This is a genomic window from Pseudonocardia hispaniensis (genome assembly GCF_042658695.1).
GTDB lineage: Bacteria > Actinomycetota > Actinomycetes > Mycobacteriales > Pseudonocardiaceae > Pseudonocardia > Pseudonocardia hispaniensis.
The window spans coordinates 30259-54372 of record NZ_JBHSQW010000026.1 but is presented as its reverse complement, the minus strand read 5'-3'; the positions used below and the strand labels follow the sequence as shown (position 1 = coordinate 54372).

The window sequence follows — 24114 nt, the reverse complement described above, 5'->3', positions numbered from 1 at the left end:
GGCGTTCCCCCCTACCCATAGACGATGCGCCGCAGCTGACGGATCGACAGCGCAGGCGGTGCCACCCGGCGGACCGCCAGCTCGGCGCTCACCTGTTCGAAGATGCGGTCATTGGTCAGTCCGCGGCGCTGCAACTCGGCATGCCGACGCCGGACGAACGCCTCAGCCGACTCGGCGAAGTAGCCCAGCACCTCGGCCACCACCCGCGTGGCCTCGCCCGCGCTGAGCGGGCTGCTGCGGACCAGATGCGCGATGAGATCGTCGTGAGATTCCGCCGGCACCGGCCGATCCTGCCCGAGCCTCATCCGAAACGCTAGTTTTCTGCCCGATATCGGGCAAGAAGGCCGTGGCTTGGTGGACCCGTTCCACGTCGAGGGCTCGACCGCGACCCCCATGATCGTCGTTTCGGGGCGAGAAGCCGCGGTTTTCGCGGCTCCGACCACCGAAACGCTGATCATGTTCGAACGCCGGAGCGGCCGGGGAGCAGGCCGAGGCCGAAGCGGTTAGGCCGAGCGGACCGTGGGGTAGTCGTCGTCCTCGGGCGCCCCAGCGGGCGTGGCCTCCCCGGCCCGCCACAATGCGGCATACCGCCCACCCGCGGCGAGCAGTTCGGCGTGCGTCCCCTCCTCGACGATGCGGCCGCGGTGGAGCACGACGACCCGGTCCGCGCGGGCGGCCGTGGCCAGCCGATGCGCGACGACGAACGCGGTCCGGCGAGGCCCGTGCCCGTTCGCCCCACAACCGGTCCGGCTTCGGCTCGTCAGCCGCTCACCCGCGGCCAGCACGGCGGCTTCGGTGGCCGGGTCGAGCGCTGCGGTGGCCTCATCGAAGATCAGCAAATCGGGATCGACGAGCTCGGCGCGGGCCAGCGCGACGAGTTGGCGCTGCCCCGCCGACAAACCCTGGCCGCGCTCGCCCACCGGGTGGCGGAACCCGCCGGGCAACGCCCGGACCATCTCCAACGCGCCGACCGCACGGGCCGCAGCCTCGATCTCGGCGGGCGTGGCATCCGGACGTCCGTAGGCGATGTTGGCCGCGATGTCGCCGGTGAACAGGTGTGGTTCCTGGGGAACGACACCGAGCCGGTGGCGGTAGTCGGCCAGGACGAACCGGCGCAGGTCGACGCCGTCGATGAGCACCGCACCGTCGTCCACGTCGTAGAACCGGCCCAGTAGCTTGGCCAGCGTCGACTTACCCGCCCCGGTCGCACCGACCAGCGCGACGGTCTCCCCCGCCCTGACCCGCAGCGACACGCCCGCCAGCGCGGGCCGCTCGGCGCCGGGATAGGTGAACCTCACGTCGCGCAGCTCGACCTCGCCGCGCAGCCGCTGCGGGATCGCGACGACGTCCCCGGCCGGGGTGGCCGGGACCGAGGTCGGTGTGCGCAGCAGGTCGGCGATGCGCCGAAGTCCGACCCGGGCCTGCTGGTAGCCGTCGAAAACCTGGGAGAGCTGCTGCACCGGGGCGAAGAACAGGTTCAGGTACAGCAGGAACGCGGTCAGCACGCCGGCGGTGAGGTCGCCGTGGGCCACCCGGACGGCGCCGACGCCGAGCACCGCGGCCTGCGCCACGTCCGACAGGAACGCCACGCCCGGGAAGTACGTCGCGATGTAGCGCTGGGCACGCAGGCGCGACCGCCGGTACGCGGCGCTGCGCTCGCTGAACGCCGCGGCGCTGCGCTCCTGCCTGACGAACGCCTGCGCAATCCGGACACCGGTGACGTTCTCCTGCAGATCGGCGTTCATCGCGCTGACCCGCTCGCGCGCCTCGGCGTAGGCCACCGACGAGAGCCTGCGGAACACCACGGTGGCCGCGAGCAGGATCGGGAGCACGGCCAGCGCGACGAGCGCCAGCCCGGCATCGGTGAGGAGCAGGGCCACGGCGACCCCCACGATGGTCAACAGGCTGACCACCGCCTGCGCGAGCCCGGTCTGCAGGAACGTCGAGAGCGCGTCGACATCGGTGGTCATCCGGGTCATGATCCGGCCGGCGAGCTCGCGCTCGTAGTAGTCCAGTCCCAGCCGTTGTAGCTGTGCGTAACTGCGCACGCGCAGCAGGTACAGCAGGCTCTCCCCGGCTCGGGAGGTGACCACCGTCTGTACGGCGACCACCAGCCATCCGGCCGCCACCAGGCCGACGCCGAGCAGTGTGGCGATGAGGATCGCCGAGCTCGAGCCGGGCGTGATACCACGGTCGACGGCATAGCGCGCCACGCTCGGGAAGGCCAGCGTGACCAGCGCGTCCGCCGCGACCAGCGCCATCGTCAGCACGAGCAAGGCCCGGACCGGGCGCAACAGCCTGACCAGCCGGAACCCCGGATCCGGGGCGGCGGGGTCGAGCGAGCCCAGCCGCGGTCGTTCGGTGGCCGCCGGCAGCGCCTCGACCGCCGCGAGCAGCTCGGGCGTCGCCGGGATGCCGCCGACCATGGCCGACCCCCCGCCGTGCGGCCCGCCCGCCGAGGTCCCGGCGTTGCGCAGCGCCCGGTCGGACGTGGCGGGGGTGTCCATCGGCTCCGGCCACAGCTCCGGGGTTTCCTCGACGGGTGTCACGGCGGTTCCGTCGCCGAGGGGGTCGGCCGGGGCGGCGGCGAGCAGCTCGCGGAACAGCGGGCTGCGCTCGGTCAGCTCGACCTGGGTTCCGACGTCGGCGACCCGGCCCCGGTCGAGTACCGCGATCCGGTCGGCCAGCGCGAGGGTGGAGCGCCGGTGGGCGATGAGCAACGTGGTGCGGCCGGCGGTCAGCTCGCTCAGCGTGGCATGGATGGCGGCCTCGGTGGCGGTGTCGACGGCGGAGGTGGCGTCGTCGAGGACGAGCACGCGCGGGTCGGTGATCATGGCCCTGGCCAGCGCGATCCGTTGCCGCTGCCCGCCGGAGAGGGTGAGCCCACGCTCCCCGACCTGGGTGTCGTAGCCCTCGGGCAGCGAATCGACGAATTCGGCGATCTGCGCGGCCTCGGCGGCGGCGCGGACCTCCGCGTCGCTCGCGTCCGGCCTTCCATAGGCGATGTTGGCGCGGATGGTGTCGGAGAACAGGAATGCCTCTTCGAACACCACACCCAGTTCCGAGCGCAGCTCGGCCAGCCGCAGCCGCGGCAGCGGCACCCCACCGAGGCGCAGCTCGCCGGACTGCGGATCGTAGAAGCGCGGAAGCAGCAGCGCGACCGTCGACTTGCCCGATCCCGACATCCCGACCAACGCCATCGTCTCGCCCGCCTCGACCCGCAGCGAGAGGCCGTCGAGGACGGGGTCTCGGCTGCCGTAGCCGAAGCGCACATCAGCGAGCTCGATCGACAACGGCCCGGCAGGCAGCCGCGACGGGTCGGCCGGATCGGTGACCTCGGGGGTGGAGTCGACCAGGTCGTACACCCGCTCGACACCCGCGCGCGCGAGCTGCGCGGACACCACCAGCGATCCGACCAGGCGCGCGGGCCCCACGAGCTGTGCGATGTAGGTCAGGAAGGCCAGGAAGGTGCCGAGGGAGAGGGAGCCGTGCAACGCGAGCACGCCGCCGACGCCGATCACGCCGACCTGCCCGAGCGTGGGCAGCGCGAGCAGCGTGGGGTTGAGCCTTGCGGTCATCCGCGCCGCGCGCATCCGCTCCGCGTACAGCCGCCCGGCCAGCCGTTCGAGCTTGGCGACCTCGCGCGCCTCCTGCCCGAAACCCTTGACCACCCGCACCCCGGTGACGGTCTCCTCGACCTGCTGCGCGACGTCGGCGGCGCGCTGCTGCGCGGACCAGGTGGCCGGGAACAGTTTTCGCCGGGTGCGGTTGGTGATGAGAGCCGCGGCCGGCAACATGATCAGCGCAATCGCGGTGAGCGGCGGCGACAGGTACAGCATCGCCGCCACCGAGGCGAGGATCAGCACGATCGTCCCGGCGGCGAACGGCACCATCGCCAGCAGCGATTGAACGAGCTGCAGATCGGTGATCGCGCGGGAGACGACCTGACCGGTGCGCAGGGCGTCCTGCCGTTGGCCGTCGAGCCGCTGTACCGCCGCGAAGACCTGGCGGCGCAGGTCGTGCTGGACGTCGAGGGCCATCCGCCCGGCGAGATAGCGGCGCAGGAACGACGAGGCGAAGCGGAGCACCGCCAGCCCCAGGATCGCCGCGACGATCACGCCGAGCAGGTCCGTGCTCCCGCCGACCGCGTCGTCGACCGCCACTCTGAGCAGCAGCGGCCCGATCGCGTCGAGGCTGACACCGAGCACCGAGGCCAGCAGTGCGCCGACGGTGACTCCGCGATGGCGCCAACAGGCCCCGGCCAGCCGGCGAATCCAGCCCTGCCGGTGGACAACCTCACCCGCCGAGCTGGAGTTCACCACCTGGCCAGGTTAAGCCCGGCCACCGATGCTCGCCCATGGCTCAGGTGATGTCGCGGCGGGCGCCGACGATCCACGCGGCCGTGACGGCCGCCGTCGTCCACCCCGCAAGGACCACCAGCGCCACCCATCCGGGCGGCGGCTCGGTGACCCCGGCCAGCGCCTCGACGGCGGCGCCGGCCAGCCGCGAGCCGGCCAGCTCGCGGGCCGGGACGTCGTAGAGCGCGATATCGCCCGCGTTGACCGGGAGATAGGCCGTCAGCCGGGCCAGCGGCGTCGGCCCGGTGGGGCCGACGGCGGACTCGCCCGAGTTGACCATCAGGGACAGCAGGTTCTCCCCGGCCAGCACGTAGGCCAGGGCGAGAACCAGCGCCCCCGGCTGACTCGTGATCAGCATTCCGAGCGCCACCCCGATCACCGACCACAACCAGCACACGACGATCCCGGTGGCGATCACACTCAGCAGCGGGCCCGGTGCAGGCAGGGCGACGCCGCCCTGCACGGCCAGTCCGATCCCCGCCCCGAGCACGACCGCGGCCCCCGCGTAACCGCTGCCGACGGCACCCGCGGTGAGGATCTTCGCCAGCAGCACGCGCTCGCGCCCCGGCGCGGTGAGGTAGGTCGCCGTGATCGTCCGGTGCCGGAACTCGTTCGTCACGACGACGATCCCGTGTGCCATGGCAAGCACGCTGGTCAGGCCGAGGGAGTAGGCCAGCGAGGCCAGTAGCACCACCGCCGACTCCGCGCCCAGCCCGGCGATCCTCGCACCGAACAGCCCGCCGAACGCGTTGATCGACAGCGCGAGCAGGACGACCGGTCCGAGCAGTGCCCACCAGGCGCTGGTGGATGCGGTCTTGCGCAGCTCCGCGCGCAGCAGCCCCCTCATCGCGGCGCGGGCCCCGGGTCGGTGGTGAGCTGGAGGTACAGCTGTTCGAGGTCGTGCCGCTCCTCGACCATCCCGTAGATGGCCACGCCTGCGGCCAGCGCCGCATCGCCGACCCGGATCGGGTCTGCGGCGACCGCGAGCCTGCCGTCGGGCATCGTGTCGATCTCGAGCAGTCCGCTCCTGGCGAGCTGTTCGGCCAGGTCCGCCGGCGACGCACAGCGCACCAGCACCCGCGGCCGCTGCGCGGCCCGCAACCGGTCGAGCCCGCCCTGGTAGACACACCGTCCGGCACGCAGGACGACGAGGTGGTCGGCCATCTGGTCGACGTCGGCCAGCAGATGGCTGGAGACGAGCACGCTGCGCCCCTCGCGGGCGAACCCGCGCAGGAACGACCGCAGCCAGGCGACGCCCGCAGGGTCGAGCCCGTTGCCCGGCTCGTCGAGCACGAGCGCCCGCGGGTCGCCGAGCAGCGCGGTCGCCAGCGCGAGCCGCTGCCGCATGCCCAGCGAGAAGCCACCGGCTGCCCGACGAGCGTCCCCGGCGAGCCCGACGAGCGCGAGAACCTCCTCGACCCGCCCGTCCGGCACGCCGATGGCGGCGGCGTGCACCCGCAGGTGGGCGCGGGCCGAGCGGGCGGGGTGGAACCCCTGCGCCTCCAGCACGCCGCCCACCACACTGGCCGGACGAGGCAGTTCGGCGAAGCGCAGCCCGTCGATCCGCGCCTCGCCCGAGGTCGGCGCCACCAGGCCCAGCAGCATCCGCAGGGTGGTGGTCTTCCCGGAGCCGTTGGGGCCGAGAAAACCCGTCACCGTGCCGGGCTCGACGGCGAAGCTGAGCCCCTCCACCGCGGTGACCGGCCCGAACTGCTTGGTCAGCGCGTCGGCGACGATCCGCCCGCTCGGTTCCACTCCCCGCCGCCCCCCGGTCCCTCGACCCGCTCATCCTGCCGCAGGGGCCGCGGACGGGCGCGCGGGACCGGAGGCTCAGGTGCCGAACGCCGCCTTCAGCTGCCTGCCGACCTGGTCGTACACGCCCCGGGTGTGGCCGATGACGCCGAGCATCCAGAAGAAGCCGTGGATCATCGTCGGGTTCGTGACATGCTCGGTCTTCACCCCGGCCTCGGCCAGCTTGCGGGCGTAGGCGTCACCCTCGTCACGCAGCGGGTCGTAGCCCGCGGTGATCACGGTGGCCGGGGGCAGCCCGGCGAGGTCGCCGCGGATCGGCGAGACCATCGGCTCCTCGGCCAGGGACCGGTCCTCGCCGAGGTAGTGGTGGTAGAACCAGTCCATCGCGGACGTGGTCAGCAGATAGCCCTCGCCGTTCTCGGCGTACGAGGGATAGTCTCCCGCCGCATCCACCGCCGGATAGATCAACAGTTGGTAGACCAGCGACGGCCCGCCGCGCTGCGTGGCCAGCTGCGCGGTGATCGCGGCGAGGTTGCCACCCGCGCTGTCGCCCGCCACCGCGATCCGCGACGCATCCAGCCCCAGCTCGGCGGCGTTGTCGGCCACCCACGCGGTCGCGGCGTAGCAGTCCTGCACCGCCGCCGGGTAGCGGTGCTCGGGGGCCTTGCGGTAGCCGACGGCGACCACCGCCGCGTTGGCCGCGTTCGTCAACGTCCGGCACGGGCGGTCGACGACGTCGAGATCGCCGATGACCCAGCCGCCGCCATGGAAGTAGACGACCACCGGATGCGGGCCCTCGCCCGCGGGCGTGTAGATCCGCACCGGGATCTGGCCCGCCGGGCCGGGAATGGTCCGCTCCTGGACGTTCCCGACCTCCTCGGGATCGCCCTGCAGGGCGATGAAGGCCAGCCCCGCCTCCCGAGCCTCCTCGACGGTCATCTCCGAGAAGTCCTTCATCCCCTGCGCCGCCAGCTCATCGATCAAGGCCTGTGCTTGTGGATCGAGCGCCATTGCTCAACTCCTCCGCCGGTTGGGTGAGGTGCGACAACCGCAAGCCGACCATCGCGGCGGGCCGGCGTCAAGGTTGTCGGCAATGCCACAGATGCCTCGTTCTGGGTGCGTTCGCCGGATCCGTACCCCCTCGAGCCGGGCTAGCATCCGCAATGACGACCATGTGTTCTCCGCCACATCACCGGGAGCCACCATGCCTGTCCCGTCCACGGTCTCCGACCTGATCTCGCGGTGGGAACGCGAGCGGCCCGATGTCGAGGCGCTTCGCTTCGAAGGATCGAGCTGGACGTGGCAACAGTTGGCACAGCGCGTGCGTCGAGCCGCCGCCGCGTTGCGTGCCAACGGCATCGGCCCCGGCGATCGGATCGCCGTGCTCGATCTCAACCACCCGTCGTGCCTGGAGCTGACACTGGCCTGCGCCCGGATCGGGGCGGCGAACGCGATCGTGAACTTCCGGCTGGCGCCGCCCGAGATCGTCTACGTGATCAACGACGCGAAGGCGAAGATCCTCTTCGTCGGCCCGGAGTTCACCGCCGCCGCCGCACAGATCCGCGACAAGCTGCCGTGCGTCGAGCGGGTGCTGCGCATCGGCGGGGACGCCGACGAGTACGAGCCGCTACTGACCGCCCACGACCCCGACATCGCCGTCCACCCCGCCCGTCCGGATGACTGCTTCGTCCAGCTCTACACCTCGGGCACCACCGGGTTCCCCAAGGGCGCGATGCTCACCCACCGGGGAATCCTCGCGCATTCGGCCAATGTGGCCACGGACTTCGTGCTGGGCGACGACGACGCGGTGCAGGTCGCGATGCCCCTGTTCCACGTCGGTGGGACGAGCTACGCGCTGGTCGCGATCCACGTCGGGGCCCGGATGGTGATGCTGCGGACGCCCGACCCGGTCGCGGTGCTGGACATGGTGGAACGCGAGCGCATCACCCACACCTTCCTGGTGCCCGCGCTGCTGGCGGCGATCACCCAGGTTCCCGGCGTCGACCAGCGTGACTTCTCGGCGCTGCGCGCGCTGTCCTACGGCGCCTCCCCGATGCCGCTGCCGGTGATGCGCGCCTGTCTGACGCTGTTCCCCGGACGGCTGCACCAGGTCTACGGCATGACCGAGGCGGCGGGTGTGGTGAGCTCGCTCGGCCCGGCGGACCACGAGAACCCGGCGGCCGAACACCGGCTGGTCTCGGCCGGCACCCCGATCCACGGCGTCGAGATCGAGATCCGCGACCCCGCGACCGGCGAGCCGGTGTCCACCGGTGCGCCCGGGGAGATCTGGGTCCGCACCCAGCAACTCATGAGTGGCTACTGGGGCAAGCCCGAGGCGACGGCCGAGACGATCACCCCGGACGGCTGGCTGCGTTCCGGCGACGGCGGATACCTGGACGCGGACGGCTACGTCTACGTCACCGACCGGATCAAGGACATGATCATCAGTGGCGGGGAGAACATCTACCCCGCCGAGATCGAGCGGGTGTTCGCCGAGCACCCGAGCGTCGCCGACGTGGCGGTGATCGGGGTGCCCGACGACCACTGGGGCGAGGTGCCGATGGCGGTCGTCGTGGCCGCCCCCGGTGCGAGTATCGACGAGAACGCACTGCTCGCCTACGGCCGCGAGCACCTCGCCTCGTTCAAATGCCCGAGAGCCGTCGCGGTCGTCGACGAGCTGCCGCGCAACCCCACCGGCAAGGTCCTGAAGAAGGAGCTGCGCAAGCCGTACTGGGCGGGCCGGGACCGCACGATCGTCTGAGCCAACCCGCACGCTCGGGTCTAGGCAGCCGTCCCTGGACGGCGCACAATGCGCAGAAGCCCGCCGATACGAACCCCGGTCCCGCTCGGCACCGGCCCATGGCGGCACCCCGCAGACCTGCCGGGAGATCTGATGACCGCGACCGAGGCCCTTCCCGTCACCACGACCGTGCGCGCCGCCTGCCCGCACGACTGCCCGGACACCTGCGCGATGCTGGTCACGGTCGCCGACGGCCGGGCCACCGAGGTGCGCGGCGACCCCGAGCACCCGTTCACCCGCGGCGGACTCTGCGTCAAGGTCAACAACTACGTCGACAAGGTCTACAGCCCGGACCGCGTGCTCCACCCGCTGCGGCGCACCGGTCCCAAGGGCAGCGGCCGGTTCACGCGGATCTCCTGGGACGACGCGCTGGACGAGATCGCCTCCCGGTTCCGGGCGACGATCGCCGAGCACGGGCCCGAGGCGATCATGCCGGTCAGCTACCTGGGCACCGAGGGCATCCTCAACGGGCTGAACGTGGGCGACCCGTTCTTCAACAAGCTCGGGGCGACGATCGCCGAGCGCACCTACTGCGACTCCGGGGCCTGCACCGCCTACACGATGACGATCGGCGCCACCGCGGGCGTCGACCCGGAGAGCCTCGTGCACTCTCGCTACATCATCATCTGGGCCTGCAACATGATCTCCACCAACCTGCACCTGTGGCCGTTCGTGGCCGAGGCCCAGCGCCGCGGCGCGAAGGTCGTGGTGATCGACCCGGTGCGGCACCAGACGGCCCGGCGGGCCGACTGGCACCTCCCGATCCGGGCCGGCACCGACGGCGCGCTCGCGCTGGCCATGATGCACGTCATCATCGAGGAGGGCCTGACCGACGACGGCTACGTCCGCGACCACACGGTCGGCTACGACGAGCTCGTCGAGCGGGTGCGGCGGTACACCCCGGAGTGGGCGGAGACCGAGACCGGGATCCCGGCCGCGGACATCCGCACGCTGGCCCGCGAGTACGCCACCACCCAACCGTCGATGATCCGGATCGGGGTGGCGATCGAGCGGCACGCGGGCGGCGGGCAGACCGTCCGCTCGATCGCCTGCCTGCCGGCCCTGGTCGGGGCCTGGCGTCGGGTGGGCGGCGGGCTGTTGCAGCTGCCGCTGTGGGCGTTCCCGGTGAACTGGGGTGCCCTCATGCATCCGGAGCTGGCCACCCCGGGTACCCGGGTGGTCAACCAGTTCCTGCTGGGCCGGGCGCTGACCGGGGAGCTGGGGCTGGACCCCCCGATCACGGCGCTGATGGTCTACAACTCCAACCCGATGGTGGTGTGCCCCGAGCAGGCCAAGGTGGCCGCCGGACTGGCCCGGGAGGACCTGTTCACCGTGGTCAGCGACCACTTCCTCACCGACACCGCGCGCTACGCCGACCTCGTGCTGCCGGCCACGACCCAGCTCGAGCAGCCCGACATCATGTTCAGCTGGGGCCATTTCTACGTCTCGCTGAACACCCCGGCGATCGCCCCGCTGGGCGAGGCGGTCTCCAACACCGAGCTGTTCCGCAGGCTCGCCGCCAGGATGGGCTTCACCGAACCCTGCTTCCGGCGCACCGACGAGGAACTGATCGCCGAGGCCTTCGACTGGTCGTCCCCGGTGATGCAGGGCATCACGGTCGAGTCGCTGCGGGAGACCGGCTGGGCCCGGTTGAACCTGCCCTCGGCCGACGAGTACGCCCCGCACGCCGAGGGCAACTTCCCGACCCCGTCGGGCAAGACGGAGTTCCGGTCCTCGGTCGCGGCCGAGGCGGGCAACTTCGTCATCCCGCTGTTCCGGCAGGGTTCGAACGAGTTCCAGCCCGGCGGCGTCGTCGACCCGCTCCCGCACTACGTGCCGCCCCGGGAGACCGCCGACACCGGCTACCGGCTCAATCTCGTCTCGCCCAAGTCGCACGCCTATCTCAACTCCAGCGCCGCCGACCAGCCGGCGCAGCGGCGGGTGCAGGGCGAACCCGTGGTGACGATCCATCCGCGGGACGCGGCCGAGCGCGGCATCGCCGACGGGCAGTACGCGCGGGTGTTCAACGACCGCGGCCAGTTCGTCGCGCTGGCCAGGGTCACCGACGAGATCGCGCCCGGCACGGTGCTGTCGCCGATGGGCGCCTGGCCCAAGAACACCAAGGACCACTCCACGGTCAACGCGGTGAACCCGTTCGTCTTCGCCGACCTGGGTAACGCGCCGACGTTCTCCGACACCCGGGTGGAGATCGAGGCCTGCTGATGGCCACCCGGATGGCGCGCCGGTTCCTCGCCGGGCTCGACGGCCTGCGCTACGAGCCCACGGCGAAGCGGATCCGGGCGGAGCTGGACGGTGCGACCGCGCTCGACAGCACCCGCGCGTTGCTGGTGTGGGAGCCGCAGCGGGTGGTCCCGCAGTACGCGGTGCCCGCCGCCGACGTCCGGGGGGACCTGGTCGCGGCCCCCGGCGCGGGAGACCGGCACGGCCCCGGCCCGGTACCGCTGGGTTCCGGCGGGCAGCAGGTGCTCACCCCGGCCACCGGGTTCGGGGTGCACACCAGCGCGGGCGAGGTGCTCACCGTCCGCCTCGGCGACCAGGAACGTCCCGGCTCGGCGTTCCGGCCCGCCGATCCCGACCTCGACGGGTACGTGGTGCTGGACTTCGCCGCCTTCGGCCCCTGGTTCGAGGAGGACGAGCAGGTCCTCAGCCATCCCCGCGACCCGTTCCACCGGATCGACGTGCGGCGCAGCTCCCGCCGGGTCCGGATCGAGCACCGCGGCCGGGTGCTCGCGGAGAGCACCCGGCCGTCGCTGCTGTTCGAGACGCACCTGCCGGTGCGGTACTACCTGCCCGCCGAGGATGTCGCGACGGACCTGTTGCGCCGCAGCGACCGCGTGACGTCCTGCGCCTACAAGGGCGTGGCCTCCTACTGGTCGCTGGACGACCTGCCCGACGTTGCGTGGACCTATCCCGATCCGCTGCCCGACGCCGTGCAGATCAAGGACCTGGTCTCCTTCTTCACCGAGCGGGTCGACGTCGTCCTCGACGGGGTGCCGCAGCAACGCGACATCTCCCCGTGGTCGTGACGTCACTTGACTGGCGAGTAACCCTGCGTTAGACCCCGAAGCATGAAGCTGTCGACCCAAGTCCAGTACAGCGACGACCCCCTCGCCGGCGTCGAGCGCGTGATCGCCCTCGAGAACGCCGGGCTGGACGTCGCCTGGATCGCCGAGGCCTACAGCTACGACGCCGTCTCCATGATGGGATATCTGGCGGCGAAGACGGAGCGCGTGGAGATCGGGTCGGGCATTCTGCCGATCTACACGCGCACCCCCACGCTGACGGCGATGACCGCCGCCAGCCTCGACGCTCTCTCCGGCGGACGGATGATCCTCGGACTGGGCGCCTCCGGCCCGCAGGTCATCGAGGGGTTCCACGGCGTGCCCTACGACAAGCCCATCGCCCGGACCCGGGAGATCATCGAGGTCTGCCGGAAGGTGTGGCGGCGCGAGCGGGTCACCAACGAGGGCCTCTACCCGATCCCGCTGCCCGAAGGCCAGGGCACCGGCCTCGGCAAACCGCTCAAGCTCATCAACCATCCCCTCCGCCCCGACATCCCGATCTGGGTGGCCGCGCTGGGCGACCGCAATGTCGAGATGACCGCGCAGCTCGCCCACGGCTGGCTGCCGCACGTGCTCATGCCGGAGAAGGTCCGCGAGGTGTTCGGGCCCGCCCTCGACGCCGGGCTTGCCAAACGGGCACCCGAGCTCGGCCCACTGCAGATCACCGGTGGCGGCATCCTGGCCATCGAGGAGGAGATGTTCGAACCCGCCCGTCGGCTCGCCCGGGGAATGTACGCGCTCTACGTCGGTGGGATGGGGGCGCGGGGACGCAACTTCTACAACACGATCTTCGCCCGGCAGGGCTACGAGGACGCCGCGCGGACCGTGCAGGACCTGTATCTTGACGGCAAGAAGGAGGAGGCCGCCGCAGCGCTGCCGGACGAGTTCATCGACAACGTCACACTCATCGGTCCGCCGTCGTATGTCCGGGAGCGAATCGCCGCACTGCAGATGGCAGGAGTGACGCATCTGCACATCAATCCGGTCAGCCGGGAAGAGCCGAAGGTATTCGCCCAGGTCAAGGAGTGGATCTCCTGACTGTCGGCGGACCTGCCGCGCGCTGCTGCCCGGTCTGCGGCACGGGACTAACCTGACAGCGGTCCCGGCCCCGACGAGCAAGCGATCAAGGCGGTTGAGAGCGTGTCCAGCAGTAGTACATCCGGTGAGGCGAGCCAGTTCGGACCCAACGAGTGGCTCGTCGAGGAGATGTACCAGCGGTTCCTCGACGACCCTGCGGCGGTAGACCCCGCCTGGCACGACTTCTTCGCCGACTACCGGCCACAGAGCCCGGGCAACGGTGTCGCCGAAGACATCGAGCCAACCCGGGGGGTGTCCGACGCACCCACGCCCGAGCCCGCTGGGCCGACCGAGCAGCGGCGGGTCACCGACCGCGGCGGCCGGGACGCCCCGGCGACCGCGCCCCGCGCCGCCGCCCGGATCGACGGCGCGTCCGCGGTCTCCTCGACCGCCGCAGCCCTGGTGCCCGACGCCGGTAAGCCGGCCGCGGGCACCACCTCCAAGGCCGCCGCCAAGCCCGCCCCCAGGCCGGACAGCGGCGCGGTCACCCCGCTGCGGGGCGCGGCGAGCGCCGTCGTCAAGAACATGAACGCGTCGCTGACGGTGCCGACCGCGACCAGCGTGCGCGCCGTGCCCGCGAAGCTGCTCGCCGACAACCGGGTCGTCATCAACAACCAGCTGGAGCGCACCCGGGGCGGCAAGATCTCCTTCACCCACCTCATCGGTTACGCGGTCGTGAAGGCGCTGGCCGACTTCCCGGTCATGAACCGGCACTTCGCCGAGACCGACGGCAGGCCCTCGGTCGTGCAGCCCGAGCACGTCAACCTCGGGCTGGCCATCGACCTGCCGGGACGCGACGGGCAGCGCTCGCTCGTCGTCGCGTCGATCAAGGGCTGCGAGTCGATGTCGTTCGCCCGGTTCTGGTCGGCCTACGAGGACATCGTGCGCAAGGCGCGGGGCGGCAAGCTGACCGCCGACGACTTCGCGGGCACCACGATCAGCCTCACCAACCCCGGCACGCTGGGCACCAACCACAGCGTGCCGAGGCTGATGCAGGGCCAGGGCGCGATCATCGGCGTCGGCGCGATGGAGTACCCGGCCGAGTTCCAGGGGGCCAGCGAGGAACGGCTCGCCGAGATCGGCGTCAGCAAGATCATCACACTGACCTCGACCTACGACCACCGGATCATCCAAGGTGCCGAGTCGGGCGACTTCCTGCGCCGGGTGCACCAGCTGCTACTCGGGACCGACGGCTTCTACGACGAGATCTTCGCCTCGCTCCGGGTCCCGTACGAACCCGTGCGCTGGGTGCAGGACATCCCGGAAGGCGCCGTCGACAAGACCGCCCGGGTACTGGAGCTGATCGAGTCCTACCGGACCCGCGGCCATCTGATGGCCGACACCGACCCACTGAACTACCGCCAGCGCCGCCACCCCGACCTCGACGTGCTCTCGCACGGCCTCACCCTGTGGGACCTCGATCGCGAGTTCGCCGTCGGCGGTTTCGCCGGCGAGGCGCATATGAAGCTGCGCGACGTCCTCGGGGTGCTGCGGGACGCCTACTGCCGCACGATCGGCACCGAGTACATGCACATCTCGGACCCGGCGCAGCGGGCCTGGCTGCAGGACCGCATCGAGGTTCAGCGCGCCAAGCCACAGGTGGCCGAGCAGAAGTACATCCTGTCCAAGCTCAACGCCGCGGAGGCGTTCGAGACCTTCCTGCAGACCAAGTACGTCGGGCAGAAGCGGTTTTCGCTGGAGGGCGGCGAGACCGTCATCCCGCTGCTCGACGCGGTGCTCGACAAGGCGGCCGAGTACGAGCTCGACGAGGTCGTCATCGGCATGCCACACCGTGGACGGCTCAACGTGCTGGCCAACATCGTCGGCAAGCCGATCAGCCAGATCTTCCGGGAGTTCGAGGGCAACCTCGACCCCGCCCAGGCGCACGGCTCCGGTGACGTGAAGTACCACCTCGGTGCCGAGGGCAAGTACTTCCGGATGTTCGGCGACGGCGAGACCGTCGTGTCGCTGACCGCGAACCCCTCGCATCTCGAGGCCGTCGACCCGGTGCTGGAGGGGATCGTCCGCGCCAAGCAAGACCTGCTCGACAAGGGTGAGGGTGGCTTCACCGTGCTGCCGCTGCTGTTGCACGGTGACGCGGCCTTCGCCGGGCAGGGTGTCGTGGCCGAGACCCTGAACCTCGCGCTGCTGCGCGGCTACCGCACCGGCGGCACCGTGCACGTCGTCATCAACAACCAGGTCGGCTTCACCACGGCACCCGAACACTCCCGCTCGTCGCAGTACTCCACCGATGTGGCGAAGATGATCGGCGCCCCCGTCTTCCACGTGAACGGTGACGACCCGGAGGCGTGCGTCTGGGTGGCCAAGCTTGCGGTCGACTACCGCCAGCGGTGGAACAACGACGTCGTCATCGACATGATCTGCTACCGGCGCCGCGGCCACAACGAGGGCGACGACCCGTCGATGACCCAGCCGGCGATGTACGACATCATCGACGCCAAGCGCAGCGTCCGGAAGATCTACACCGAGTCGCTGATCGGCCGCGGGGACATCAACGTGGAGGAGGCCGAGCACGCGCTCCGCGACTTCTCCAGCCAGCTCGAGCACGTCTTCGAGGAGGTCCGCGAGCTGGAACGCACGCCGCCGGCCGCCTCGCCGTCGGTCGAGCAGGAGCAGCTGGCGCCCAGCGACCTGGACACCGCGATCCCCCTTGAGGTCATCCACCGCATCGGGGACGCGCACGTCAACCTGCCCGACGGGTTCACCGTCCACCAGCGCGTCAAGCCGGTGCTGCAGCGCCGCCACACGATGTCCCGGGAAGGCAAGATCGACTGGGCCTTCGCCGAACTCATCGCGATGGGTTCGCTGGTGATGCAGGGCAAGCTCGTCCGCCTTTCCGGACAGGACTCCCGCCGCGGCACCTTCGTGCAGCGACACTCGGTGATCATCGACCGCAAGACGGGCGAGGAGTACTACCCGCTGCGCAACCTGGCCGAGGGCCCCGGCCGCTTCCTGCCCTACGACTCTGCGCTGTCGGAGTTCGCCGCGCTCGGCTTCGAGTACGGATACTCGGTGGCCAACCCGGACGCCCTGGTGCTGTGGGAGGCGCAGTTCGGCGACTTCGTCAACGGCGCGCAGTCGATCATCGACGAGTTCGTCTCCTCCGGCGAGGCGAAGTGGGGTCAGCTGGCGGATGTCGTTCTGCTGCTCCCGCACGGACTCGAGGGTCAGGGCCCGGACCACTCGTCGGGCCGGATCGAGCGGTTCCTGCAGCTGTGCGCCGAGCGGTCGATGACGGTCGCGCTGCCCTCGGAGCCCGCGAACTACTTCCATCTGCTGCGCCGGCACGCCCTCGACGGAGTGCGCAGGCCGCTGGTGGTGTTCACCCCGAAGTGGATGCTGCGGGCCAAGCAGGTCGTCTCGTCGCTCGACGACTTCACCGGCGGGCGGTTCCGCAGCGTCATCGACGACCCGCGCTACCGCGACACCGACCACCCGACCGGCGTCCGTAAGCTGCTGCTGTGCAGCGGCAAGATCTACTGGGAGCTGGCCGCGGCGCGGGAGAGTCGTGGCATCACCGACACCGCGCTCGTGCGCGTCGAGCAGCTCTACCCGCTGCCGGAGCGGCAGATCGCCGAGGTGCTCGAGCGCTACCCGGACGTCACCGATATCCGCTGGGTCCAGGAGGAGCCGTCCAACCAGGGTGTCTGGCCCTACTTCGGCCTGGAGTTGCCGGAGCGGCTGCCCGGGCGGCTCTCCCGCCTCACCCGGGTCTCCCGCCGCCGGATGGCCGCCCCCGCCCCGGGCTCCTCGAAGGTCCATGAGGTGGAGCAGGCCGAAGTGATCGACAAGGCCTTGAGCTAGAACTACGGGCTATGTACTTCACCGACCGTGGAATCGAGGAGCTCGCCGAACGGCGGGGTGACGAGCAGGTCACGTGGGGGTGGGTGGCCGACCGGCTGCGGGCGTTCGTGGACCTTCATCCCGAGTTCGAGGACGCCGTCGAGCGAGTGGCCAGCTTTCTCGCGCGCGACGACACCGGTCTCGACGAAACCCTGGACATTATGGAGCCATGACGCGGCCACCGCGCGCCATTACCCGCATTATGGAGCCACCACGCGATCCGGGGGCGCTGCCTCGGCGCGTGCTGGAGCCATGATGCGGTCATCGGCGACGGGCGAGGGCCGAGCGAACCGCTGCGAGCAGTTGTTCCTTGTTTCGTAACAGCGGCGCGGTGATGAACACCACGGCCCAACCTGCGTTGTGAACGCGATTGAGTCGATCCCGGTCTCGGTTGAGGGCCCAGAGTTCGCCATCTCGCCAATCCCCGTCGTACTCGACGGCCACCTTTTCGGCGGGGAACGCAAGATCGGTACGAGCGATCTTGACGCTGCGACGTCGGCCGACCAGATCCGCCCGCAGTACTGCGTCGAGATCAGCGACGGCGTCCGGTAGCGGCCGCGCGAGCAGCAGGTCCAACGCCGTTCGCAGCGGGCTCGCCAGCCTGCCGTTCGCCCAGTCGTCCCACTCGCCGCCGGTGAGTTCGGTGCGTCGGATGCGCAGGCCCGTCCGACGGGCAAGTCGCATCCCCAGCGGTGCGACCACCTGGACGTCGTCATCCGGCCAGCAGAGGCGGACGCCCCGGACGGTGGCGGCCGACCGCCCGGTGATCACCGCACCGTCGGGGAGCGCCAGCGTGGCCGCCCGGCAGCGCAGTTCGTGGGTCACATTCCGGTCGGCCGTGGTATAGACGTTGCGAAACAGCGGACGAAATCGCGGGCCGCGAAGCTGGCCGGCGGTCAGCAGGCCGGCCGCGACCGCTTCTGAGCCGCGGAAGGCGGGAAACGAGGACATATCCACCGGCGCACCATGCACGAGAAAACCCGAGCGCGTCGAACGGCGATGCACGATTGGCGCCGCACCTGCTTCTGAATCGCGGTTTCGCGCAGTTATCCACAGAGTCGTTGAACGCCGGTTGCATCCTGGCTCCATACCACGTTCAATGCGCCGTCCCGATCCACATCATGGAGCCACGACGTTCCCAGATCTCAGCCAGAAGCACGCTATGGCTCCATAACGCGAGTAAGGGCCCGCCGGAAGCGCGTTGTGGCTCCATAACGCGAGTGACGGCCGCGGCGTCGAGGTCAGCGACGGCGGGGGAGGCGAAAGCCCCGCCTGCGGACGGCGTCCTGCAGTTCCTCGTAACGCTGGGCGACTACAGTGTCCAGAGCGTCCAGGGCGGACGGGTCCGCCGGGGCCGGACCGTCCCTATCCGGAGTCGGCATCGGACGCAACGTCATCCACGACTCCGCCCAGAGCGCCTTCAACGCCGCTTCCCAGTGCAGGTCCACGCCGAGCCGGGACAACGCGGCGCGCTCCTCGGCGCGAACCATCGCCGCGTCCAGCTCGACGAGGCGCCGGGCCAGGGCGGTGAAACGCTCCCGGTCGCGCTCGCGCAACGCGTCGACAGCCGCGGTGATCCCGGCGACGACGTCCCGGTACTCGCGAGCCGCACTCACGACCCCTCCAGCGACGGCACGATCACAACCTCCGGGCGGGAGTGCTGGGCACGGTCGAACAGCAGCGCGCGACCGGGCCGCGGCGACCAGCTCACCAGCATCCCGGGTGCGAGGGCGCCCAGCTCGCTGCCCTGGACGTCCAGGCCGACCCAGGCGCCGAGGTCGTCGGCCGACGCAGCCATGGTCAGCAACGCCTTCAGCCGCTGCGCGCTCCGCCACCAGCCGAGCACATGGACGTCGGTCTCCGGCCCGAACCGCAACACCTGCCGCAGCGCGTCGGTCCCGGCGCGCTCGAGCACGATGTCCGCCGCATCCGCGGCATACAGGACCAGATGCAGCGGACGCCGTTCGCCGCTGGACCGCCGGGCCGTCACCTCGGCCGCGAGCGCCTCCACCCTGGCGCGCAGCGTGTCGAGCCGCACCGTCTCCGGCGTGTGCCCGGCCGCGACGAGCCGCTCAGCCAGCGCGGCGGCAGGCCCGGCGGCCTCGGCCACCAGCGGCGCCAGCACGAACCCGGCGGCCCCCGGCGGATACTGCAGCCCCAGCGATTCCGCGGCGGCGCCCAGCACCCGCACGGCGTCCGGTTCGCCCGCACCGATCACCCCGAGGTTGCGCCCCGGCGCCGCGGGCAGGCGCACTGCGGCGGCGCTGCCTGCGACGTCGATGCGCTGGCCGACCAGTGCGCTCGGCGGGCCGTCGCCCGGACGAAGGCCCACCGCCAGCTCGGCGAGGCGAGGTGCCCGGCTGCCGTCGAAGAGCCGGGGCTGCGCCCGGCCCGCCGCATGGTTCTCGTACAGGGTCCGCTGCACCTCGTCGACCGACCCCTTGCCGGTGGCGTCGGGGATGCGCACGATCTCGTTGCCATGCGCAATGCCGGACTCGTGGTTGAGCACGGCGTGCCAGCGCGGCAGGTCGAGCGCCGCGGCGTTGAGGTCGGCGAGCACCCGGCGCGCGCGGGGCAACGCGATCCGCAGGACGAACTGTTCGAAGATCGCGGGTCGCCCCCAGAACGCCTCGATGCCCGACACGTCCTGGCTGGCCAGCACCAGATGAATGCCTTGGGATCGGCCGCGCCGCGCGACATCCTCCAGCAGTTGGGTCGCCTGCCGAGTGACGGCGTCACGCTCGGCGAACAGGTACTGGAACTCGTCGATCACCGCGACGATCCGCGGCCAGCGACCGTCCGGATCGGCCGCGCGCAGCTCCTCGAGCTTCGTCACCTCACAGGCCTTGGCCGCCTCGGCGCGGCGGCGCATCTCCTCGGCGAGGAACTGCAGCAGCGCGAGCCCGAACTCTCGGTCGGTATTGATGTTGACGCCGATCAGCCGCGCGTGCGGGAGCCATGTCGTATCGCGGCGCCCCGGAGCGAACTGCGCGAACGACACGCCCTCCTTGAAGTCGAGCAGGTACAGCTCGAGCTCGTCCGGGTCGTACCGGGCGGCCATCGAGCTGATCATGGCGAGCAGCAGGTTCGTCTTGCCCGAACCACTCGGCCCGCCGACCAGCGCATGCGGCGACGTGTCGGCGAGTGCCAGCTCGACCGGGATGCCGTCGGCGAACCCGACGGGAGCGTGCAGGCCGGCCACCGAGCTGAACCGGCCCCGCTGCTCGGGCGGTGGCAGCAGGTCGGCGAACGTGCCGACGCGAGTTCGCCAGCGTTCGTGCTCGTCGGCGATCGCGTGGCAGGCCCTGGCCACTGCCTCGCCGGACAACGGCGGATCGGGCCGGACCGTGACGTGCGGGCCGGTCATCGACGTCACCGCGGTGCCGTCGTCACGCAGGCGCACGGTCTCCACGGGCGCCCCGACGGTCATCGGCACATCGAGCAGCACGAGCTGGATGCCGCAGGCGAGGCCGCCGCGCATGACCCGCTGGAGCTGACGATGATCGTCCTCCTTCAGGGCCGCCCGGTTGCCGGCCAGCACGGCGAGGACCCATGGCTCGCTGCGCACACCCGTCGTCCCGGCCAGCGCCCGCAGCGACGGATGTCCGTCGACGAGCACCCGGGTATGCACCCGCCGGATCCGGTCCGAGAGCTCCGCGAGCAGGTGCTCCAGCCGGCCGGGATCGTGCACGGTCAGCAGCCCGGTGCGGGTGAGCGGGTACAGCCCGGGCAGCGCCCCGGTGAACTGCCCGACGTCCCACACGTGCACCTGCACGAGTCCGGGCCGGAAGTAGCTCGCGACGCGGATGAGCAGCGTCTCGACCAGCGTCTCGGCGGCGGCGCGGGTGTCGTGCGTCGAGGTGATCTGCAGATGCGACTCGTCCAGCAGCGGGACACCGACCGGGAAGCCGCATTCGGCGGACCCGACGCCGCCGGTCCCGATCCGCCACAGCTGAGGCACCGGCCCGGCGCCGTCGACCTTCCCGACCTGGCCGAGCCACTCCACCGGGTCCCGGCCGGCCGAACCGGGGGCGACCTCGTCGAGCAGGCCCGCCAACCGCTCCGGGCCGGTCGCGAGCCACTCGTCGAACGCGGCCGCCCGGTCGGCCTGAACGCGGGCGACGGTCCCCGCCAGACGCGGGTTGGCGAAGACGGCCTGCAGCCCCGGATCGGCTCGGGCGGCGTCGATCCCGTCGGCGCGCAGCCACATCTCGGCGATCGTCTCGGCACGGGCCTGCGCGACGCTGTCCCGCAGCCGCGCCGCGGCGCTGAGCGCGGCGCCGACCGCCGCGTGGAACTCGTCGAAGGCGGCCGTGATCCGGTCGCGCCGGGCCCGTTTCGCCATCAGCGGCGGGTGCCACCGGCGATCCCGGCCGCCCGGACATCGTCGATGCTGGCCATGACGGGTCTGCCTCCCGGCTGTCGTAGCGGTGCCGCCAGCGGGAATCTAGCCTCCGGTCGGTCGCGTCGCGGCGCGGCCCACCGGTCCGGGGCCGGGGATGCCGGGGCCGTCGATCAGCCGGGTGAGGGTGTCGCGGATCCACGTCTCGTAGGCGTCGAGCTGCCAGCCGACCATTCGGGTGATGAGCAGGTAGGTCTCGGCGGCGGTGAGCACGCTGGCGGTGTCGATCAGCCGATCGAGGTCCGCGGCGTCGGCGAGCAGGCCGTCGGCCGCCATCCGGGTCCACACCACACGCTGGGCGTGCCGGCTCTGTTCCCGGCCCTGCTGCCACTGCTCGGCGATGAGCGGTTCGATCGCGGCGGCCTGCTGGGCGACCGCGAACAGCGCGCCCGCGCGGCCCATGATCTGCCGGCTGGCCGCGGCGAGGGCGTCGATGCGTTCGATCGCGGTCGGCGCGGTCAGCGCCGTCCGCATCCAGTCCCGGCCCAGCACGTCGATCTTTTCGGTGTCGCCGACGATGGCCACGTCGACGACCCGTTTCAACAGGGCGGCCTTGGACCCGAACCGGGAGTAGACGGTGCGCTCCCCCACCCCGGCGGCCTCGGCGACCGCGGCCAGCGTCGTGGCCACGTAGCCGTCGGCGACGAACATCCGGGTCGCGGCCTCGATGATCCGCTCCTCGGTCCGGGCCACCTGCCGGCCGCGTGGCCGGCTGCCGTCCGGGGTGTTGACGTCCGCGGGCATAAGTTGCAGTCTAACTGCAAGATGCAGTTGGACTGCACTGGAGGCGGAGATGAGCAACGCATCGGTTCCCGAGCTGGCCGGGGTCCATCACGTCAAGCTGCCGGTCCGCGAGCTGGGCCGGTCCCGCGACTGGTACGCCAGCCGGCTGGGCTTCGAGCTCGCGGTCGAGTTCGTCGAGGGCGGCCGGCTCATGGGTTACGTGCTGCGTCATCCCCGCGGGGGCCCCCATCTCGGGCTGCGGCTGGACCCGGCCCGCGCCGAGGCGGCGGCCGGCTTCGACTACTTCGCCATCGGGGTCCGCGACAAGGCGGCCCTCGACACGCTCGCCGCGCGGCTGACCGAGCTGGGCGAGACGCATGCGGGGGTGCATCGCGCGTCGGCCGGCTGGGTGCTGCCGCTGCTGCACGACCCGGACGGGCACGAGATCCGCTTCTACACGGTGGACCTCCACACCGAGCTCGGGACCGACGGCGTCACGACCATCCACGACCCCCGGGAGAGCGCGGAGCGCCAGGAGCAAGGATCCCCAGCTCACCTCCCCCTGTGAGTGCGTAACAGTGTTCTAACACTGTTACGCACTCACAGGGGTCAGAGACGTGCGTCGATGTCCGCCACCGCGGTGGCCGCGACGGCGAGCAGCTGCAGCCCGTGCTCCAGCTCGGCCTCGGCGCGGAGCAGGCCCGCAGGGACCAGCGGCTCGTGATGCTGGCGCCCGAGCTCGGCCAGGTGGGCGGTCGCCTCCGCGAGCCGGGACATGGCCAGCTCGACGTGCCGGTGGGCTGTTCGGGTCAACTCGGCGACGTCGGCGAGCACGACCTTGACGCCGGCCAGCGAGGTCGGTTCGTAGGACGCGCTCACAGGCGGTTCGCGATGCCTTCGGACTCCTGGATCGCCGCCGCGACCGCCTGCTGTACCTCCGCGATGCTGCGGGCGGCTTCGGCGAAGGCGGCGTTGGCCTGGTCCACATCGGCCTGCCCGCTGCCCTCGGTGACCTGTTGCAGCGCGGCTTGGGCCTGCTCGATGCAGGTCTGGGCCTGTTGCAGGGCCCCCAGGCTCTCCGAGGCCTTGTCGTTGGCCAGCGCGATCCCGGACCGGACCTCTTCGATGCTCGCCATGGCGGGTCTGCCTCCGCTTCCTCGTCGTGATCGTGCCGGCGGGAATCTAGCGCCCCAGCGCTTTCTCCCCCGCCGGGGTCACGACCGGCTCCGGTCAGACCATGGGCAACAGCATGAGGATCATCGCGACGGTCATGGCCAGGTGGCCGAACGCCGCCGACTGCGGCGCGTGTAGCCCCGCCGACCGAGACCGGCGGACGGCGACCCGGTTCGAGCCTGCCCCGGTCCGGATCGCGCGACGACGGCGGGCGGCCGCGCGGCGAGCGACGAGGACCCGCTCCCCGCAGCGCAGCCCGTGCCAGCCGAAGTAGCCGGTCAGCACGATCGCCACGGCCGACACCAGCCCGAGCACACCCGTGGCCACCGCGGGGCCCGGCCCGCCCCCGTGCTCATGCGCCCCGGCGAACAGCATGAACAGCATCGCCCCGCTACTCACGACGTGGTGGCCGGCGTCGCAGGTGCCCAGCCCGCACCGCAGCGCCAGCCCGGCGAACCAGACGGCGGTCAGCGCGAAGATCCCGGTCCAGACCGGTGCGGGTACCGGATCGCCCAGCGGGGAGAACATGGCCGCCATCCCGAATCCCATCGCGGCGTGCGAAGCCTCGGCGACCGGACTCGATCCCAGGGGGCCTCCTCCGGTGGTGGTCGATCCGAAGCCGCCGCCGAGCATCCGGGCCAGGTGGAACAGCCCGAGAAGCAGGCAGCCGAGGGCGAGGACCGCATCGAGCCACACGAGCTGCACCTCGTCCTCCTCGCCCGTTCGGTGGATCCACCGATCCGCCCAAAGGTAAGGGAACGCAGCAGCTCAGCTCCATACGGTGCGGGGGTAGGGCCCCCTCACCCCGGACAGTGGGGGCACGGCGGACCCACCCGGAACCACCTAGCGGAGCCAATCACTTACCCCATCCACCCCACCCGA

The 24114-nt window shown here is 71.4% G+C and carries 19 protein-coding genes; 7 read left to right on the top strand and 12 right to left on the bottom strand.

The features are described 5' to 3' along the window. Nucleotides 1–11 precede the first annotated feature (11 nt). From ACFQE5_RS12820 to ACFQE5_RS12800, 5 genes are all read right to left on the bottom strand, one after another. Nucleotides 12–281, bottom strand: a complete 270-nt coding sequence (locus ACFQE5_RS12820) for a hypothetical protein (protein WP_449301272.1) — start codon at nt 279–281, stop codon at nt 12–14. 222 nt (nt 282–503) lie between these two features. Continuing rightward, a complete protein-coding gene (locus ACFQE5_RS12815) occupies nt 504–4322 on the bottom strand; it encodes an ABC transporter ATP-binding protein (protein WP_379585120.1) in 3819 nt (1272 codons plus the stop codon). Nucleotides 4323–4362: 40 nt separating this feature from the next. Beyond that, a complete protein-coding gene (locus ACFQE5_RS12810) occupies nt 4363–5205 on the bottom strand; it encodes a hypothetical protein (protein WP_379585119.1) in 843 nt (280 codons plus the stop codon). Next, entirely contained in the window at nt 5202–6113 is a 912-nt protein-coding gene (locus ACFQE5_RS12805; RefSeq protein ID WP_379585118.1) for an ATP-binding cassette domain-containing protein, read from the bottom strand. The genes ACFQE5_RS12810 and ACFQE5_RS12805 overlap by 4 nt, the downstream gene beginning before the upstream one ends. Before the next feature lie 75 nt (nt 6114–6188). After that, on the bottom strand, nt 6189–7121 hold the full coding sequence (locus tag ACFQE5_RS12800) for an alpha/beta hydrolase (RefSeq protein WP_379585117.1): 933 nt from the start codon (nt 7119–7121) through the stop codon (nt 6189–6191). A gap of 193 nt (nt 7122–7314) precedes the next feature. Here ACFQE5_RS12800 and ACFQE5_RS12795 point away from each other — a divergent pair, with 193 nt between their 5' ends. The 6 genes from ACFQE5_RS12795 to ACFQE5_RS12770 all read left to right on the top strand — a co-directional run bounded on the left by ACFQE5_RS12795 (nt 7315) and on the right by ACFQE5_RS12770 (nt 17107). Next, entirely contained in the window at nt 7315–8871 is a 1557-nt protein-coding gene (locus ACFQE5_RS12795) for a long-chain-fatty-acid--CoA ligase (protein WP_379585116.1), read from the top strand. A gap of 132 nt (nt 8872–9003) precedes the next feature. Further along, nucleotides 9004–11133: a molybdopterin-containing oxidoreductase family protein gene (locus tag ACFQE5_RS12790; RefSeq protein ID WP_379585115.1), complete on the top strand. Its 2130-nt coding sequence runs from the start codon at nt 9004–9006 to the stop codon at nt 11131–11133. Next, nucleotides 11133–11957, top strand: coding sequence for a DUF427 domain-containing protein (locus ACFQE5_RS12785; RefSeq protein ID WP_379585114.1), 825 nt, complete (start codon nt 11133–11135; stop codon nt 11955–11957). The genes ACFQE5_RS12790 and ACFQE5_RS12785 overlap by 1 nt, the downstream gene beginning before the upstream one ends. 42 nt (nt 11958–11999) lie before the next feature. After that, nucleotides 12000–13031 (top strand): LLM class F420-dependent oxidoreductase, encoded by a 1032-nt coding sequence (locus ACFQE5_RS12780; RefSeq protein WP_379585113.1) that lies wholly within the window; start codon nt 12000–12002, stop codon nt 13029–13031. A gap of 102 nt (nt 13032–13133) precedes the next feature. Further along, entirely contained in the window at nt 13134–16895 is a 3762-nt protein-coding gene (locus ACFQE5_RS12775; RefSeq protein WP_379585112.1) for a multifunctional oxoglutarate decarboxylase/oxoglutarate dehydrogenase thiamine pyrophosphate-binding subunit/dihydrolipoyllysine-residue succinyltransferase subunit, read from the top strand. Between the two features lie 11 nt (nt 16896–16906). After that, nucleotides 16907–17107, top strand: coding sequence for a DUF6104 family protein (locus ACFQE5_RS12770; protein ID WP_379585111.1), 201 nt, complete (start codon nt 16907–16909; stop codon nt 17105–17107). Between the two features lie 88 nt (nt 17108–17195). Here ACFQE5_RS12770 and ACFQE5_RS12765 read toward each other — a convergent pair whose 3' ends face one another. The 4 genes from ACFQE5_RS12765 to ACFQE5_RS12750 all read right to left on the bottom strand — a co-directional run bounded on the left by ACFQE5_RS12765 (nt 17196) and on the right by ACFQE5_RS12750 (nt 22080). Continuing rightward, nucleotides 17196–18023 (bottom strand): hypothetical protein, encoded by an 828-nt coding sequence (locus tag ACFQE5_RS12765; protein ID WP_379585110.1) that lies wholly within the window; start codon nt 18021–18023, stop codon nt 17196–17198. A gap of 152 nt (nt 18024–18175) precedes the next feature. Next, nucleotides 18176–18550 carry a hypothetical protein gene (locus ACFQE5_RS12760; protein ID WP_379585109.1) on the bottom strand — a complete coding sequence of 125 codons (375 nt, stop codon included), beginning with the start codon at nt 18548–18550 and terminating at the stop codon, nt 18176–18178. Next, the gene (locus ACFQE5_RS12755; RefSeq protein WP_379585108.1) at nt 18547–21279 is read right to left on the bottom strand and encodes an FtsK/SpoIIIE domain-containing protein; all 2733 of its coding nucleotides are present in this window, start codon (nt 21277–21279) and stop codon (nt 18547–18549) included. Before ACFQE5_RS12755 ends, ACFQE5_RS12760 begins: the two co-directional genes overlap by 4 nt. 102 nt (nt 21280–21381) lie before the next feature. Continuing rightward, on the bottom strand, nt 21382–22080 hold the full coding sequence (locus tag ACFQE5_RS12750; RefSeq protein WP_379585107.1) for a TetR/AcrR family transcriptional regulator: 699 nt from the start codon (nt 22078–22080) through the stop codon (nt 21382–21384). A 49-nt stretch (nt 22081–22129) separates the two neighbouring features. Here ACFQE5_RS12750 and ACFQE5_RS12745 point away from each other — a divergent pair, with 49 nt between their 5' ends. Beyond that, the gene (locus ACFQE5_RS12745) at nt 22130–22627 is read left to right on the top strand and encodes a VOC family protein (protein ID WP_379585106.1); all 498 of its coding nucleotides are present in this window, start codon (nt 22130–22132) and stop codon (nt 22625–22627) included. A gap of 41 nt (nt 22628–22668) precedes the next feature. On the opposite strand, the gene ACFQE5_RS12740 is transcribed toward ACFQE5_RS12745, so the two are convergent. The 3 genes from ACFQE5_RS12740 to ACFQE5_RS12730 form a co-directional block, all read right to left on the bottom strand. Continuing rightward, a complete protein-coding gene (locus ACFQE5_RS12740) occupies nt 22669–22938 on the bottom strand; it encodes a hypothetical protein (RefSeq protein ID WP_379585105.1) in 270 nt (89 codons plus the stop codon). Continuing rightward, on the bottom strand, nt 22935–23195 hold the full coding sequence (locus ACFQE5_RS12735; RefSeq protein ID WP_379585104.1) for a hypothetical protein: 261 nt from the start codon (nt 23193–23195) through the stop codon (nt 22935–22937). Before ACFQE5_RS12735 ends, ACFQE5_RS12740 begins: the two co-directional genes overlap by 4 nt. 94 nt (nt 23196–23289) lie before the next feature. Then, nucleotides 23290–23937 carry a DUF5134 domain-containing protein gene (locus ACFQE5_RS12730; protein ID WP_379585103.1) on the bottom strand — a complete coding sequence of 216 codons (648 nt, stop codon included), beginning with the start codon at nt 23935–23937 and terminating at the stop codon, nt 23290–23292. Between the last annotated feature and the right edge of the window lie 177 nt (nt 23938–24114).

What these genes read in the sequence shown, in the direction of transcription:
- ACFQE5_RS12780 (WP_379585113.1), top strand. Translation starts at nt 12,000, where the DNA reads ATGAAGCTGTCGACCCAAGTCCAGTACAGCGACGACCCCCTCGCCGGC.
- ACFQE5_RS12800 (WP_379585117.1), bottom strand. Translation starts at nt 7,121, where the DNA reads ATGGCGCTCGATCCACAAGCACAGGCCTTGATCGATGAGCTGGCGGCG.
- ACFQE5_RS12790 (WP_379585115.1), top strand. Translation starts at nt 9,004, where the DNA reads ATGACCGCGACCGAGGCCCTTCCCGTCACCACGACCGTGCGCGCCGCC.
- ACFQE5_RS12795 (WP_379585116.1), top strand. Translation starts at nt 7,315, where the DNA reads ATGCCTGTCCCGTCCACGGTCTCCGACCTGATCTCGCGGTGGGAACGC.
- ACFQE5_RS12770 (WP_379585111.1), top strand. Translation starts at nt 16,907, where the DNA reads ATGTACTTCACCGACCGTGGAATCGAGGAGCTCGCCGAACGGCGGGGT.
- ACFQE5_RS12750 (WP_379585107.1), bottom strand. Translation starts at nt 22,080, where the DNA reads ATGCCCGCGGACGTCAACACCCCGGACGGCAGCCGGCCACGCGGCCGG.
- ACFQE5_RS12735 (WP_379585104.1), bottom strand. Translation starts at nt 23,195, where the DNA reads ATGGCGAGCATCGAAGAGGTCCGGTCCGGGATCGCGCTGGCCAACGAC.
- ACFQE5_RS12745 (WP_379585106.1), top strand. Translation starts at nt 22,130, where the DNA reads ATGAGCAACGCATCGGTTCCCGAGCTGGCCGGGGTCCATCACGTCAAG.
- ACFQE5_RS12785 (WP_379585114.1), top strand. Translation starts at nt 11,133, where the DNA reads ATGGCCACCCGGATGGCGCGCCGGTTCCTCGCCGGGCTCGACGGCCTG.
- ACFQE5_RS12810 (WP_379585119.1), bottom strand. Translation starts at nt 5,205, where the DNA reads ATGAGGGGGCTGCTGCGCGCGGAGCTGCGCAAGACCGCATCCACCAGC.
- ACFQE5_RS12755 (WP_379585108.1), bottom strand. Translation starts at nt 21,279, where the DNA reads ATGGCGAAACGGGCCCGGCGCGACCGGATCACGGCCGCCTTCGACGAG.
- ACFQE5_RS12765 (WP_379585110.1), bottom strand. Translation starts at nt 18,023, where the DNA reads ATGGAGCCAGGATGCAACCGGCGTTCAACGACTCTGTGGATAACTGCG.